The organism is Amycolatopsis sp. PS_44_ISF1 (genome assembly GCF_032335455.1).
Classification (GTDB): Bacteria; Actinomycetota; Actinomycetes; order Mycobacteriales; family Pseudonocardiaceae; genus Amycolatopsis.
The window spans coordinates 1,865,313-1,879,653 of the sequence record NZ_JANUXO010000001.1 but is presented as its reverse complement, the minus strand read 5'-3'; the positions used below and the strand labels follow the sequence as shown (position 1 = coordinate 1,879,653).

The window sequence follows — 14,341 nt, the reverse complement described above, 5'->3', positions numbered from 1 at the left end:
CCGGGCCACACCCGCCGATTCGCCCCGGACCGCCGCCACTGCCCGGGTCGACGACCGACGGGCCCGCGCCGATCAACCGCACCGGTCGGCGCCGGACGGTCAGAAGGACGCGGTGCTGGCCTGCGCCGCCCCGGAGAGCATCTCGCCGAGGCGGTGGCGCAGGGTGGCGGCGTCGGCCGGGGCGATGGTGATCCAGTCCCGGCCGTCGCGCCCGGTGGTGGCCTGCGTGAAATAACGGCCGCTCTCGGTGTCGAACCAGCTGAGCACCGGGGAGCGGCTCCGGCCGCCCAGCCGGTTGCGCGCGTTGGCGCCGACCTGGCCGCCACGCAGCCTCGGCTGGGCGTGCAGCCGGGCGAGGGCCTTGCGGTCCTCGTCCACGCTCGCTCGCCCCGAAGCGTCCACCTGGTTGCCCCGGCGCTGCATGAAGTCCACGCCCGAGGCACCCACGAGCTGTTCCAGCGGCACCGTGATCGACTTCTCGCTGCCCCGCGCCGCGCCCGGCAGCAGCGAGACGATCGCCGTCGCGAGCCCGTCCACCGGGCAGGGTTGCAGGTGCAGCCCACGGGTGTCCTGGACGGCCAGCAGCCCCTGGCCGCCGAGCACGCCCGCGAGCGCCAGCAGCGGCTCCTCGTTCGGGTCGGTCAGCTGGACCGCGTCCAGGCTGAGGTCCGGGGAGGCGAGCACCCCGAAGAAGTCCTCGACGTGTGGCTCCGGGCGCCCGCGCCCGTCCGCGAGCCCGCGCCGCGCCAGCCCGTTGAGCGTCTGCCCGCGCAGCGCGGCCCGTTCGGCCACGGTGCTCCCGTGCGAGTGCGCCCGCAGCGGGTACGGCAGTTCACCCAGCCCGGCCGACTCCCACAGGAAGTCCAGCTCGATCGGGGTGAGCAGCTCCGCGTTCGGCATCGATCAACCCCTCGTCACACCAGCGTTCCAGGACGAAACACGGGCGCGCGGCCCGGGAAGGCCGCGCGCCCGTGGAAAAGGCTTCAGTCGTCGTCTTCGTCCGACCACGCGCCGATCACCGGCGGCGGGGTGGCCTGGTTGGCCCCGAAGGCGTCGTCCGGATCCGGCTCGATCAGGAACGAGGCGTGCGTGTGCTCCTCGTCCTCCGGCCGCTGCCCGCCCATACCGCCGCCCATGCCGCCCATGGGGGCCGCACCGGCCTGGCCGCCGATCGTGCCGCCCGCGGGGACCACGCCCTGCTGCGGGGCCACCGACGCGGCGCTCTGGCCGTTCTGGTGCTCCGCGGCGGCCGAAGAAGTGCTCTCCTCGTCCTTGCGGGCCCCGCTGCGGGTGCCCTGGCCCAGCTTGGCGCCGGCGAAACCGGCTCCGCCGCCCACCACGCCGAGTCCGAGCGCCGCACCGACGCTGCTGCCGCTCCCGCCGGCCGGGGCCGAAGTCGTGATCGGAGCGGCCGCGCCGCTCACCGCGCCCGTACCGGCACCGGCAGCGCCAGGAGCACCGAGGCCGGGGCCGGCTGCCGCGGGAAGGGCGGTCGGAGCCGCACCGGAGGTGCCGTAGGTACCCGAATCGGCGGTGACGTGCGCACCACCGCTGACCGGCGCGCCGCTGTGGCCGCCGTGGCCGAACGCCATCGGGGCGCCCGCGCCGGGGGTGCCCACACCGCCCACGCCCGGGAGGCTGCCACCGGGGTGCGAGCCGCCGTTGAGCGAGTGGAACGAGTTGCCGTTGAAGTGCGAGGCGGTCGGCTTCATGCCGAGCGAGTCCGGGCCGAAGCTCGGGGTCGAGCCGTCGACCTCGCTCATCGACTGCGTGTACGCGTTGAAGAACGCGACCTGCTGCGCCTTCACGTCGTTCGCCGCGTCGGACTGGGCCTTCTGGTCCGCGGCCATCGCGGCGGGGCCACCGGCCAGCGCCGCGGCCATCGCCTGCTTCGGGTCGAAGTCCCGCGGGGCGGGCATCTTCTTGACCTCGGCGGCGGCCGCGGCCTGCTTGCTCAGGCGGTCGGCCATCGTGTGGGCGGCGTCCGAGGCCTGCGAGCCGGAGTTGGCGATGGACACCAGCGCGCCCTGCGCACCCGCGGCACCGTGGCCGACCCAGGCGTTGCCCAGTTCGGCGATCGCGTTGTAGAGGTTGTCCGAGGCCTGCTTCAGCTCGACGCCGTGCTTGGTCCACTGCTGGCCCGTGGCCTCGGCCGTGCCGGGGTCGTTGTCGGTGACCGCGCCGTGGTAGAGCTCCTGGCTCTGCTGCGAGTTCCAGTTCGGCGGGTTCGGGATGGCGCGGTCGCCGCCCATCTCGAAGCCGCCGGCGTCAGCCCGCGCGGACGCGACGATGTTCTGCGCGGCGACGTTGTCGCCCATCGGCACGGCGGAGGCCTCCTGGGCGGCCGGCGAGAGCGGCGCCTGCTGCGACCCGGTGCCGCTGCTGTCGTGATTCGATGCCATGACTGGTGATCCCCCTCGGACGTCAGGCCTTGCGGAACGGGTCGGCGGCGGACTGGTCGATCTCGTGGTACTTCGACATCGCGGTGACGATGCCCTGCTCGGCGGCCTCGTACTGGCCGAGCAGGTTCTTCAGCGCGGAGGCGTAGGAGTCCCCGCCGCCGTCGGCGCGCTGGACGAACTTCTCCGCCATCGCCTGGCCGACCGGGTTGGCCCCGAGCTTCGGCGGCTGGGCCAGCGAGCCCGAGCCGCTGAGCAGGGCTTCGATCGCGTCCTTGCCGGTGCGGATCTTGTTCAGCACGGTCTGTGCCGCGTCGGGGTCGATCCCGACCTGACCGTCGGCGGCGGCGTGCTTGAACGCGTTGGCGTCGGCCAAGCTGCTGTTGCCCATCTGCCCTCTCTCCGTTCCCCCGCGCGAGCTGGCCCCGCCCGCATGGCTCTAGGTCTTCGCATAGGTTAACGCACCAGGTCGGCACGTATGACGCGATCGATGGACCCAGGGTTCCGCACCCGGCGTGATCGCCGCAACCGGTTCCGCGAACCTGTGGACCAAGTTTTCCCGGCCGGCCACCCGCGCGGACGCCCGGTGGGGTTCACCGGGCGTTCGCGTCACGACGTGTAGACCCGCGGGTCCAGGGTGCCGATGTAGGGCAGGTCGCGGTAGCGCTCGGCGTAGTCGAGGCCGTAACCGACCACGAACTCGCTGGGGATGTCGAAGCCGATGTACTTCACCGGCACGTCGACCTTGACGGCGTCGGGCTTGCGCAACAGCGAGACGACCTCGAGCGAAGCCGGGTTCCGGCTCGCCAGGTTCTTCAGCAGCCACGACAGCGTCAGCCCGGAGTCGACGATGTCCTCGACGATCAGGACGTGCCGTCCCGCGATGTCGCGGTCGAGGTCCTTGAGGATGCGCACCACCCCGGAAGACGACGTGGACGAGCCGTAGGACGACACGGCCATGAACTCCAGCTGTGTCGGCAACGGCAGCGCCCGCGCGAAGTCCGTCATGAACATGACGGCGCCCTTGAGGACGCCGACCAGCAGGAGCTCGCCCTGCCCGTTCTCGGGGTAATCCGCGGCGATCTTGGCCGCCAGCTCCGCGATCTTGTCGTTGATCTGCTGCTCGGTGATGAGCACGGAGGCGATCTCGCCCTCGTACACGGGTCATTCCCCTCGGGTGGTGGGTTCGGGTCCGTTCAGCGAGAGCCTGCCATGGCCCCGGCGCGCCTCCAAGTTGCCCGGTAACCAGACGCCGCCCTGACCGCGCCAGCGGGCCACCAGCGCGTCGACCGAGCGCAGGTGCGCGTCGGTGAGTTCACGCACGCCGGAGTCGAGCAGCCACCTGCGGAGAACCCGCCTCCGCAGGGCCGCGGGCTCGGCCGCCAGCACGTCCACGGACAGGCCCCGGGAGGCGTCCGCGCGGGCGAGGACGCGGTCGGCCAGTGTGTCCAACACCTCGGTGTCTTCGCGCAGTTGCGCGGCCGTACGGGCGAGCGCGGGAGCGACGCCGCCGGCGAGGACGTCCTCCAGCAGCGGCAGCACTTCGGCCCGGAGGCGGACGCGGGTGAAGCGCGGATCGGCGTTGTGCGGGTCCTGCCAGGGCTCGACGCCGAGTTCGGCGCAGGCCAGCCGGGTCTGCTCGCGGGTGATGCCCAGCAGCGGCCGTCCCCACGGCGGGTCGTGCGGCCGCATCCCCGAGAGCGAACGCGGGCCGGAGCCGCGGCCGAGGCCCAGCAGGACCGTCTCGGCCTGGTCGTCGAGGGTGTGGCCGAGCAGCACGAGGGCTTCTCCCCGGGCTTCGCGCAACGCGGCGTACCTCGCGGTGCGCGCGGCCGCTTCGGGACCACCTCGGCCGTCTACGCAGACCGTCAGCACTTCCGCGCTTTCGACGCCCAGCTGTTTCGCCTGCTCCGACGCTTTTTCAGCCACCTTCGCAGAGCCAGGCTGAAGGCCGTGGTCGACGACGAGGGCGCGCGTCGGGACGCGTCGAAGCCGTCCGGCGTTCGCGGTCGCATCGGCCAGCGCCAGCGAGTCCGCGCCGCCGGAGACGGCGACGCACAGCTCGACCGGCGGTTCCACGGCGTTCAGGAAGTCCCGCACCGCCTTGCGGACCGCCGCGACGGCCTTCACCCGTGCAGACGCCGCACCCAGGCCGCGGGATCGGTGATCTCGGCTCGGGTCGGCAGCGTGTTCGGCGAGCGCCAGACCGCGTTGAAGCCCTCCATGCCGACGGCGTCGACAACGTGCTTCGTGAACTTCGCGCCTTCTTCGTACTGGCGGATCTTCGCGTCCATGCCCAGCAACGCGCGCAGCATCCGGTCGAAGAGGCCACCGCCCTTGCGACGCGCGGAGAAGCGCGCGCGGATCGTGTCGACACTGGGCACCACCTGCGGGCCGACGGCGTCCATCACGTAGTCCGCGTGGCCCTCCAGCAGCGTCGAGAGGGCAAGGAGGCGGTCGAAGACGGCGCGGTCCTTCGGCGACTGGAGCAGTTCGGCGATGCCGACGCCCTTGCCCCGCTGCTTGAGCGCTTCCGGTAGCCGTCCGACCAGCTCGGACAGACCGTCGTTGGAGCGACCGGCGATGCCGGAGACCAGGCGCTCGACCTCGTCGGCGAAGTAGTCGCGCAGCCAGCCCACGGCCGTGAACTGCAAGCGGTGGGTGCATTCGTGGAGGCAGACCCACAGCCGGAAATCGTGGCCGGACACCTTCATCGCCCGCTCCGCGGCGACCACGTTGGGCGCGACGAGCAGCAGCTCGCCTCCGCGTTCAGGGCCGCCGAAGGGGTCGTACTGGCCGAGCACCCGCGAAGCGAGGAAGGACAGCACCAGCCCGGTTTGCACACCGGCGCCACCCGCGAGGATCGGGCCGAGCGGACCGCCCTGGGCCTCGGGCAGCGCCCGCCCGGTGAGCGCGTCGAGCCCGGACGCGGCCGCGCGCACCCAGCCCGCCCGGTCCACCACGGTGCCGGGCCGCAGCGGCAGTTCGCGGCCGAGCCCGGTGAGCTCCCGCACGTGCCCCTCGGCCTCGGCGGTCAGCTCACGCAGGTCGGACACGGCCTGCGCGGCTTCGTCCCGGGGGACCTGCGGGCCGCCCCGCACGAGCAGCGCCCCGGTGGACGCCGCGAGGCCCCAGTCGACCATCGGCCGGCGGCTGGTCTCGGTTTCCTGGCTCACCCCGACGACGCTACCCGGCCCGGGCCCGTTTCCCAGCCCGAGCGGGGGATCCGGGACGTGGATGTGGTCGTTTCGAATCCCGCGGCGCCGAAAATGTCGTACCCGGGTGGTGCACTGGGGCCATGGTCGAGACGAGGGGTTACCAGGTGTCCAGATCGGGTCGTTCGAGAGGGGGTCAGGCCGATGGCAGCCACGGCTTCACCGGCAGCCACGGCTTTATCGGCAACCACAGTTGCGCAGGGTCGTGGCCAGCACGTCCAGCGCGGCCTGGCCCGGGTTCTTGTCCGAGCCGTTCGACATGAACGCGAAGACCAGCACGCGGTTGTCCTGGTCCAGCACGTAGCCGGCCAAGGTGTTCACCGAGGTCAGGGTGCCGGTCTTGGCGCGGACCCAGCCCTTGCCCGCCGCGGACGCGCCGGACTGGTAGCGCGGGCCGAGGGTGCCGGCCGGGCTGCCCGCCACCGGCAGGCCCGCGAGCAGCGGACGCAGCTTGGCGGTGTCGGCGGACTTGCCGTCCGGCGCGGCGGCCGCGGCCAGGATCTGCGCGAGCAGGCGCGCGGGCACCCGGTTCTGGTTCGACAGCCCGCTGGTGTCGAACAGTTGCAGGTTGCTCACGTCGAACCCGTGCTCCTGGAGCACCTTCTTCACCGAAGCGCCCGCGCCCGTGAACGATGGCTCGGCGCCGGCCGTGATGGCGACCTGGCGGCCCAGGGCGTCGGCGAGCACGTTGTCGGAGATCTGGAGCAGGGCGTAGGACAGGTCGGGCAACGGGGCCGACTGGACTTCGCCGAGGACCTTCGCGCCGTCCGGCGCCTTGGCCGTGCCGCCGGACTGCGCGCCGAGCTTGCCGGCGATCAGCTGGGCCAGCGTGACGGCGGGCGTGCCCGAGCGCGGGGTCTCGTCGACCTTGGGGTTGGTGCGGCCACCGTCGGCCATCACCGGGACGATCGGCGCTCCGTAGGTGGAAGGCGCGTCGCCGGGCTCCCAGCCGGGAGCGGTCTGCGGGCCGGTGTAGGCGCTCAGGTCGAGCTGCACCTTGCCGACCTCGCCGCCGGTGGCCTTCTTGACCTGCGCGACGAGATCGTCGACGTGCGCGTCACCGGGGTAGAGCGGCGAATCGGTGCCGATCGGCAGCGTGGTCAGCGTCGGGTCCCCGCCGCCGACCAGGATCACCGTGCCGGGCTGCGCGCCCGCGACGATCTTCGTGCTCAGCCGCTTGGTCGGCTCCATCGAGAGCAGCGCGGCCGAGACGGTGAGGATCTTGGTGGTCGAAGCCGGGGTCAGCGCGGTGCTGGACGCGTGGTCCCACAACACGTCGCCGGTGGCCGGGTCGATCACGCTGCCGGTGAGCTCGCTGAGCGCGGCGGCCCCGGCCGGTCCGGAGAGCGCGGACCCGACCCCACCCGCCGTCGGCCCCTGCCCCGAGGTGTCCGGCCCGTGCAGGGCGAGGCTGACCGACGCCGGGTCCGGGATGTCACCCTTGGGCGCGTTCGCCGGCGCCCAGGGCAGCCCCAGCCGCGCCGCCACCGTGGGCGTCGCCGCCGCGACCCCCGCCGCGGCGAGCAGCAGCACCACAACGGCGCCGACGATCAGCAGTTTCTTGCCCCGCTTGCGCTTGTTCGGCGGCTCCGCGGCGGCCGCCTGCTCATGCGGGGGCCCGTGGGGCGGCTCGTCCCCGTGCCCGGAGCCCTCGGATCCGTACCCGCGGTCGTCGGGTGAGTCGTGGTCCTGGTTGTACTGGGGGTACGGGCCGGGCTGACCTGGTTGATCGGGCCGGCCGCTCGGGTCGGGCCGGCCGGGCTGATGCGGTTGACCAGGCTGGCCGGGCTGGCCGGAAAGCAGCGGAAAGCCCGTACTGGGCCGCTCGATCCCCACGGTGGCCTCCGCCGGGAACTGCTCCCCCGACGGCTCGATCCGCATCGGCCGCGCCAGGTTGACCGCTCCGGACGCCGAGGGCACAGTCCCCCGCGGCGGCTCGGGCGGCAACCCCCGCCGATCCCCGGGCTCGTCCCCGCGCCCCTCCCGCGAGTCGCTTGGCTGTGACCAGCCATCGGGCCGGAGCCCCGGCTGGCCGTCACCACGGAACTGCTCCGGGCCGTCAGGCCGCCGACTCCCATCAGGAAGCTGGTCCTGGCCGCCGGTCTCGTGGCTGTCCCGGCGGAACTGATCCTGGTGGCCACTCCCCCGGGACTGGTCCTGATCGCCAGACCGCTGGCCGTCCCCACGGGACTGGTCCTGGCCGCCGGTCTGGTGGCCGTCACGGCGGAGCTGGTCCTGATCGCCGGGCCGCTGGCCAGCCCCGCGGACCTGGTCCTGGCCACCAGGCCGCTGGCCGTCCGAGCGGAACCGGTCTTGGCCGCCGTTCTGGTGGCCGTCCCCGCGGAACTGGTCCTGGCTGCCGGTCTGGTGGCCAGTCCCTGGGGACTGGTGCTGGTCACCGGGCCGGTACCCCGGCTGGTCCTGGCTGGGGCCAGGCCACCGGTCCGCCGGGTCACGCTCGCCATCGGGGCAGGGGTCCGCCTGGCCCGGCGCGTCGACCGGGCGTCGGGCGGGTTGCTGAGCGTCCTCGCCGGACCTGCGGCCGGGCTGGTCTCGGCCGTCGCCGCGGGACTGGTCCTCACCGCGGGCGCTGTCCGACCGTTGCTCGTCGGCGGGTTCGCTGTGGTGGTCGATCCAGATGGAGTCCGGACGGCGCGGGGCGTCCTGGCCCAGCCGTCCGGCCGGGAGATCGGTCCGCGTGGCCTCCGCCGACTGCTCGCCGCGGTCCTGCGACTCGCTCGTCAGCTCCTCACGCCGATCAGTCCAGATCGACGACGGTCGCGAGGCCCCGGCCTCATCCGGAAGCGCCGGCCGCTCAACCGGAACCCACGGCACCGGCGCCGGACGCACCGGCGCCTGCTGCGTCGACCGATCCGGCCGGTCCTGCTGCGCCTGCCGCTCTTGCTGGGCCTGCCAATTCTGCTGAGCCTGCCGGTCCTGCTGGGACTGCTGGGACTGCCGGCTTTGCTCAGACGGCTGGCTTTGCTGGGGTGGCTGGCTTTGCTGGGGTGGCTGGCTTTGCTGGGGTGGCTGGCTTTGCTGGGGTGGCTGCGCCTGTGACCCCGCCGAGGACTGCGAAGCCGACGCCGGCCGCCCCTGCGATCCCCAGGGCTGCGTCAAACCTCGCCCCGCAGGACCCTGGCCCGGCGGAAGCCACTCCGGCTGGCCACTCGGGCTCGGCGCACCCGGCCCCGGCTGACCACCCGCACCCGGACGGGCCGGTCCCGGCGAATCCGAACCCCGCGAGTCCGAACCCGGCGAACCCGAACCCGAACCCGAAGCCGACGAGCGCGAGTCCGAACCCAGCGAGCCCGAGCCCGAAGCCGGCGAGCCCGGCCCCGTCGCGCCCCGGCCGTCGCCGGGGGTGTTCACCCCCGGAATCAGGTCCGGCGGCACGATCGGCTTGAACCAGGACTCGGGCGACCCGGGTGTGACGTTCGGCACAGCGAGACGGTCGGTGGCGGGTGGTCCGGGTTTCGGGAGCGGGAGGCGGGACGTCGCGCCGTCGCCGCGTGACGACGTGTCCTCGTCACCTTCGGGCCACATCGGCTGGTCGTTGTCCGGCACCCACTACTCCTTCTCACCTGCCCCGGGGAGGGGCCAAGCTCACATGCCGCCTAGCCGACATCCACGGGACCGACCGGCTGGGCGTAGTCCACACTAGTGACGTCAACGAGGTGATTACGGTTGCCGCCCACGACGCGTGGGATACCGAGATTCGAGAAGCAGCGAGGACGGCCGTGGAGTTCGACGTCACGATCGAAATCCCCAAAGGGGAGCGCAACAAGTACGAGGTCGACCACAAGACCGGCCGCATCAAGCTGGACCGGACGCTGTTCACGGCCACCCAGTACCCGGCCGACTACGGCTTCATCGACGACACCCTGGGTCAGGACGGCGATCCGCTGGACGTCCTCGTCCTCGTCCAGGAGCCGACCTTCCCGGGCTGCCTGATCCGCTGCCGCGCGATCGGCATGTTCCGGATGACCGACGAGAAGGGCCCGGACGACAAGGTCCTCGCCATTCCGACGAACGATCCGCGCCTGGAGCACCTGCGGGACATCCACCACCTGAACGAGTTCCACAAGCTCGAGATCCAGCACTTCTTCGAGGTCTACAAGGATCTGGAGCCGGGTAAGAGCGTCGAGGGTTCGTCGTGGGTCGGGCGGTCCGAGGCCGAGGCCGAGATCAAGCGCTCCTACGAGCGTGAGACCGACCGGCTGGCCAAGCTGGAGATCGACGGCGAAGGGCACTAGCCGCGAAAACAAGGGCCGTTCACTCCGACGAGTGAACGGCCCTTGTTCTGTTCTCCGGTCGGTCCGGTCAGTGCGCCAGCGCCAGGGCGGCGGCGTCCTCCTCGGACCGCTGCTCCATCGCCGACTTGTCCGAAAGCGGCTTCTCCTTGAGCAGCCAGACCAGCGCGAAGCCGATCGTCAGCACGATCCCGCCGGCCACGAACACCGTGCTCATCGAGCTGGAGAACCCCTCCAGGATCGGCCGGGCGAGCACCGGGTCGAGCGTCGAGAGGAACGACGTGTCGTTGACGTCGACACCGCCCGCCATCTGCTTCGCGAATTCCGGGTGCTGTGCCAGCGCCGCCGCGTAGGACGGGGTGGCCAGCGCCGAGCGGACGGCCGCCGCGATCCGGTCGCCGACCGTGGCGAACAGGATCGAGAGGAACACCGCGGTGCCCGCCGTGCCGCCGATCTGCCGGAAGAAGGTCGCCGAAGAGGTCGCCACGCCGATGTCCCGCGGGGAGACGTCGTTGGTGGCCGCCAGTTGCAGCGTCTGCATCGAGGAACCGAGACCGAGGCCCATCACGAACGCGATGGCCATGACCACGCCCAGCGGGGTGTCGACGCCGATCGTCGCGAGCCCGAACAGGGCCGCCGCCATCAGGCCGAGCCCGGCCACGGCGAACGCCTTGTACCGGCCGGTCCGCGAGATCAGCGCGCCGCTGCCGAGGCTGGCGACCATGATCCCGAGCGTCAGCGGCAGCATCTGCAGCCCCGCCTGGGTGGGCGAGGCGCCCTTGACGATCTGCAGGTACAGCGGCAGCGACATCATCGCGCCGAACATCCCGATGCCCTGGATCACCGTGACCATCGTGGCCACGCGGAACACCGGGCGGCTGAACAGCCGCAGCGGCAGCAGGGCGGCGTCACCCATGCGGCGCTCCTGGAGGATGAACAGCGCGACCCCGAGCAGGCCCACCGCGTACATCGCCAGCGAGGCGGGCGAACCCCAGCCCCATTCGCGGCCCTGCTCAGCCACGACCAGCAGCGGCACCAGCCCGAGGGTGAGCGCACCGGCGCCGAGGAAGTCCACGCGCTGCTTGACCCGCACGTGCGGGAGGTTCAGCACCTTGCTCACGACCACCAGCGCGGCCAGCGCGATCGGCACGTTCACCAGGAACACCCAGCGCCAGCCGGTGATGCCGGCGAACGAGTCGAGCCCGGCGAAGAACCCGCCGACCACCGGTCCCGCTACGCTCGAGATGCCGAAGACGGCCATGAAGTAGCCCTGGTACTTGCTGCGTTCACGCGGCGCGGTGATGTCGGTGATGATCGCCAGCGCGAGCGACATCAGGCCACCGGCGCCGAGGCCCTGGAACGCGCGGAACGCGGCCAGCTCGTACATCGAGCTCGCCATCCCGCTGGCCAGTGAGCCGACCAGGAACAGCGAGATCGCCGTCAGGTACATCGGCTTGCGGCCGAAGAGGTCGGACAGCTTGCCGTACAGCGGCGTCGAAAGCGTCGCGGTGATCAGGTAGGCCGTGGTGGCCCAGGCCTGGAGGCTCTGTCCGTGCAGCTCGTCGGCGATCGTCTTCATCGCCGACGAGACGATGGTCTGGTCGAGCGCGGCCAGGAACATGCCGAGCATCAGCCCGGACAGCACGGTGAGGATCTGGCGGTGCGAAAGCCGGCCGTTCGTCGCGGTGCCCCCTTCCGCGGTGGTGGTGTCGCTCATCGGGTCTCCCTGAGTGTTCCGGAGTAGTTGCTTGTACCCCTCAACTACTTGCCTCGCACAACTGTTCCCGAAAAGCTTGTATCCGACAAGCAAATTCCCTGTGACGCTCGTCTCCTGGCGCTGACCAGCCGAAAGAGCCGCGTCAGGCGGAGTAGCCCGGGATCGGGAACGGCGTCAGGAACTCGCGGATCTCGTCCGCGATCATGTCGAGGGCGCCTTCGGACTGGGTGGCGGCGGCCGTCACGGTGCGGTCGATCCACGCCGCGACCTGCGGCTGGTGCTCCGGCCGGAGCCCGCGCGTGGTGATGGCCGAGGTGCCCAGCCGGATGCCCGAGGGGTCGAACGGCTTGCGCGGGTCGAACGGCACGGTGTTGTGGTTCAGCTCGATGCCCGCCCGGTCCAGCGCCTGCGCGGCCGGCTTCCCGGCGACGGCCTTGCCGGTCAGGTCGATCAGCAGCAGGTGGTTGTCGGTACCGCCGGAGACGAGGTCGTAGCCCCGCTCGATCAGCGCGGCGGCCAGTGCCTTGGCGTTCGCGACGACGGCGTGCGCGTACTCGGCGAACGAGGGCTGCTGGGCCTCGCCGAGCGCCACCGCGATGGCCGCCGTCGTGTGGTTGTGCGGGCCGCCCTGCAAGCCGGGGAACACCGCCTTGTCCACGGCCTTGGCGTGCTCGGCGTCGGACAGGATCATCGCGCCGCGCGGGCCGCGCAGGGTCTTGTGCGTGGTGGTGGTGATCACCGGCGCGTGGCCGACCGGAGACGGGTGCGCGCCGCCCGCCACCAGCCCGGCGATGTGCGCGATGTCGGCGACCAGCACGGCGTCGACCTCCCGCGCGATCTCCGCGAACTTCGGGAAGTCGATGGTGCGCGGGATCGCCGTGCCCCCGCAGAAGATCAGCTTCGGCCGGTGCTCCAGCGCGAGGTCGCGGACCTGGTCGAAGTCGACCCGGCCGGTCTCCTCGCGCACGCCGTAGCGCACCGGGTTGAACCACTTCCCGGTCGCGGAGACGCCCCAGCCATGGGTCAGGTGGCCGCCGTCGGGCAGCGCCATGCCGAGCACCGTGTCGCCGGGCCGGGCGAAGGCGAGGTACGCGGCCAGGTTCGCCGGCGAGCCGGAATACGGCTGCACGTTCGCGTGCTCGGTGCCGAAGACGGCCTTCGCGCGCTCGATGGCAAGCGTCTCGATCGGGTCGACGAACTGCTGGCCCTCGTAGTAGCGCCGGCCGGCGTACCCCTCGGAGTACTTGTTGGTCAGCACCGTTCCGGTGGCTTCGAGCACAGCCTGCGATACGTAGTTCTCCGACGCGATGAGGCGGATCTTGTCGTGCTGGCGCCGGGCTTCGTCCTCGACGAGTTCCGCGATCCGCGGGTCCTTCGCGACGAGCGCGGACAGGGCGGGCTGGTGGGTCATGGCGTGCTCCGGCTCTGCTGTGGCCCTCACCCAGGCGCGCGGTGCCGGCCTCGTCGTCGCTTCCCGGTGGTGCTCCACCTCTTCAATGGCGCCAGTCGCAGCTGCGGGGCGGAGTTTAGTCGAAGCCGGGCCCGGCCTGGAGCTCGGTCACACGGGCTCGGAACCTTCGCGGTGGCGGCGCGCGAGCTCCTGGTAGACCCCGGCGTTGTACTCCACCCACATCCGCGCGGTGTCGGTGAGCGGCACGAACTTCTTGGCCGGGCTGCCCATCGCGATGGTCTCGGCCGGGACCTCGGTGCCCGGCGTCACGGTCGCACCCGCGGCGACCAGCGCGCGCGGGCCGATCACGGCCTTGTCCAGCACCGTCGAACCGTTGCCGATCAGCGCCTGCTCGCCGACGGTGCAGTCGTGCACCAGGCACTGGTGCCCGACGGTGACGTTCTTCCCGACCTCCGTCGGCACCCCGCCGCCGGAGTGGACCACGGAGTTGTCCTGGATGTTCGCGCCCTCGCGGATCAGGATCGGGCCGAGGTCGGCGCGGATCACGGCGCCGTACCAGACCGAGGCGCCCTTCTCGACCGTCACGTCGCCGATGAGGGTGGCGGTGGGGGCGATCCACGCGTCCGGGTGAACCTGGGGGCTGACGCCCTCGAAGGAGAACAGAGGCATGCCCGCACCCTAGGCGGGGTCAGCGGTAGTTCGCGAAGCAGAGCGCCTCGACGTCCGCGCGCAGGCTCTCGAACGGCCTCGGCCGCACTCGCTGCTGCACCACGGCGCCGAGCAGGTACGAGAGCAGCGCGCGGGCCCGGGCCCGGGGATCGTCGACCTTCAGCGGCGACAGCAGTTCGGTGAGCAGTTCGGTGATCGAGGTCAGCATCGCGTCGATGGCCTGCGGGTGCTGCGCGCGTCCGGCGGCGATCCAGTACTCGAACCAGAGGAACGCGCTCTTGGGCCGTTCGGCGAACTCCGCGAGGTACGACTCGGTGACGGCGAACAGGCGCTCACGCGGCTCGTCGTGCGCTTCGGCCACGGCACGCAGGCCGGCCGCGAAGGTGTTGATGTGCGCGGCCATCGCGCGGTCGATGAGCACGTCGATGTCGGCGAAGTAGTAGTGGACCGCGCTCTTGGTCAGCGGGCCGGCTTCGGCGATGGCGCGGACCGTGCACCCGGCGAGCCCGTCTCGGGCCAGCACCACGCGCGCGGCCTCGACGATCTGCTCCTGCTTCTGGAGTTGGTTGGGCGACAGCTCGGCGCTGCGACCGGGTACGGCACTCACGGTGATCCTCGTTACGTTATTCAGGACGATAGGCCCGAATCCTAGGGCAGACGTCCCGTCCTGCCCTCTC

13 protein-coding genes are annotated in these 14,341 nt (G+C 71.9%); 2 read left to right on the top strand and 11 right to left on the bottom strand.

Translation table 11 applies throughout. From position 1 onward, the window contains the following. Positions 1-99: 99 nt before the first annotated feature. From NYF13_RS08535 to dacB, 7 genes are all read right to left on the bottom strand, one after another. Positions 100-900, bottom strand: coding sequence for an ESX secretion-associated protein EspG (locus tag NYF13_RS08535; protein WP_315655458.1), 801 nt, complete (start codon positions 898-900; stop codon positions 100-102). Between the two features lie 83 nt (positions 901-983). Next, positions 984-2,402, bottom strand: a complete 1,419-nt coding sequence (locus tag NYF13_RS08530) for a hypothetical protein (RefSeq protein ID WP_396286781.1) — start codon at positions 2,400-2,402, stop codon at positions 984-986. Between the two features lie 22 nt (positions 2,403-2,424). Beyond that, positions 2,425-2,790 (bottom strand): hypothetical protein, encoded by a 366-nt coding sequence (locus tag NYF13_RS08525; RefSeq protein ID WP_315655457.1) that lies wholly within the window; start codon positions 2,788-2,790, stop codon positions 2,425-2,427. 218 nt (positions 2,791-3,008) lie between these two features. Then, positions 3,009-3,560: a hypoxanthine phosphoribosyltransferase gene (gene hpt, locus NYF13_RS08520; protein WP_315655456.1), complete on the bottom strand. Its 552-nt coding sequence runs from the start codon at positions 3,558-3,560 to the stop codon at positions 3,009-3,011. 3 nt (positions 3,561-3,563) lie between these two features. Further along, positions 3,564-4,529, bottom strand: coding sequence for a tRNA lysidine(34) synthetase TilS (gene tilS / locus NYF13_RS08515; RefSeq protein ID WP_315655455.1), 966 nt, complete (start codon positions 4,527-4,529; stop codon positions 3,564-3,566). Then, on the bottom strand, positions 4,526-5,542 hold the full coding sequence (locus tag NYF13_RS08510; protein ID WP_315657263.1) for a zinc-dependent metalloprotease: 1,017 nt from the start codon (positions 5,540-5,542) through the stop codon (positions 4,526-4,528). The genes tilS and NYF13_RS08510 overlap by 4 nt, the downstream gene beginning before the upstream one ends. A gap of 249 nt (positions 5,543-5,791) precedes the next feature. Continuing rightward, complete coding sequence (gene dacB / locus NYF13_RS08505) at positions 5,792-7,495, bottom strand: D-alanyl-D-alanine carboxypeptidase/D-alanyl-D-alanine-endopeptidase (RefSeq protein WP_315655454.1); 1,704 nt, start codon at positions 7,493-7,495, stop codon at positions 5,792-5,794. 252 nt (positions 7,496-7,747) lie between these two features. Between dacB and NYF13_RS08500 the strand changes: the two genes are divergently transcribed. Both NYF13_RS08500 and NYF13_RS08495 read left to right on the top strand, forming a co-directional pair. After that, positions 7,748-8,674, top strand: a complete 927-nt coding sequence (locus NYF13_RS08500; RefSeq protein ID WP_315655452.1) for a hypothetical protein — start codon at positions 7,748-7,750, stop codon at positions 8,672-8,674. Positions 8,675-9,354: 680 nt separating this feature from the next. Then, a complete protein-coding gene (locus NYF13_RS08495) occupies positions 9,355-9,870 on the top strand; it encodes an inorganic diphosphatase (protein ID WP_315655450.1) in 516 nt (171 codons plus the stop codon). Between the two features lie 67 nt (positions 9,871-9,937). On the opposite strand, the gene NYF13_RS08490 is transcribed toward NYF13_RS08495, so the two are convergent. The 4 genes from NYF13_RS08490 to NYF13_RS08475 form a co-directional block, all read right to left on the bottom strand. Then, entirely contained in the window at positions 9,938-11,584 is a 1,647-nt protein-coding gene (locus NYF13_RS08490) for an MDR family MFS transporter (protein ID WP_315655449.1), read from the bottom strand. Positions 11,585-11,726: 142 nt separating this feature from the next. Next, positions 11,727-12,995 (bottom strand): serine hydroxymethyltransferase, encoded by a 1,269-nt coding sequence (glyA, locus tag NYF13_RS08485; RefSeq protein ID WP_315655448.1) that lies wholly within the window; start codon positions 12,993-12,995, stop codon positions 11,727-11,729. Positions 12,996-13,142: 147 nt separating this feature from the next. Continuing rightward, positions 13,143-13,664 (bottom strand): gamma carbonic anhydrase family protein, encoded by a 522-nt coding sequence (locus NYF13_RS08480; RefSeq protein ID WP_315655447.1) that lies wholly within the window; start codon positions 13,662-13,664, stop codon positions 13,143-13,145. Positions 13,665-13,683: 19 nt separating this feature from the next. Further along, positions 13,684-14,271 (bottom strand): TetR family transcriptional regulator, encoded by a 588-nt coding sequence (locus NYF13_RS08475; protein WP_315655446.1) that lies wholly within the window; start codon positions 14,269-14,271, stop codon positions 13,684-13,686. Positions 14,272-14,341 lie beyond the last annotated feature (70 nt).

Excerpts from the sequence above, each read along its gene's own strand:
- NYF13_RS08535 (WP_315655458.1), bottom strand. The coding sequence starts at position 900 with ATGCCGAACGCGGAGCTGCTCACCCCGATCGAGCTGGACTTCCTGTGG.
- NYF13_RS08530 (WP_396286781.1), bottom strand. The coding sequence starts at position 2,402 with ATGGCATCGAATCACGACAGCAGCGGCACCGGGTCGCAGCAGGCGCCG.
- NYF13_RS08525 (WP_315655457.1), bottom strand. The coding sequence starts at position 2,790 with ATGGGCAACAGCAGCTTGGCCGACGCCAACGCGTTCAAGCACGCCGCC.
- NYF13_RS08510 (WP_315657263.1), bottom strand. The coding sequence starts at position 5,542 with ATGGTCGACTGGGGCCTCGCGGCGTCCACCGGGGCGCTGCTCGTGCGG.
- dacB (WP_315655454.1), bottom strand. The coding sequence starts at position 7,495 with ATGCGGATCGAGCCGTCGGGGGAGCAGTTCCCGGCGGAGGCCACCGTG.
- NYF13_RS08490 (WP_315655449.1), bottom strand. The coding sequence starts at position 11,584 with ATGAGCGACACCACCACCGCGGAAGGGGGCACCGCGACGAACGGCCGG.
- glyA (WP_315655448.1), bottom strand. The coding sequence starts at position 12,995 with ATGACCCACCAGCCCGCCCTGTCCGCGCTCGTCGCGAAGGACCCGCGG.
- NYF13_RS08480 (WP_315655447.1), bottom strand. The coding sequence starts at position 13,664 with ATGCCTCTGTTCTCCTTCGAGGGCGTCAGCCCCCAGGTTCACCCGGAC.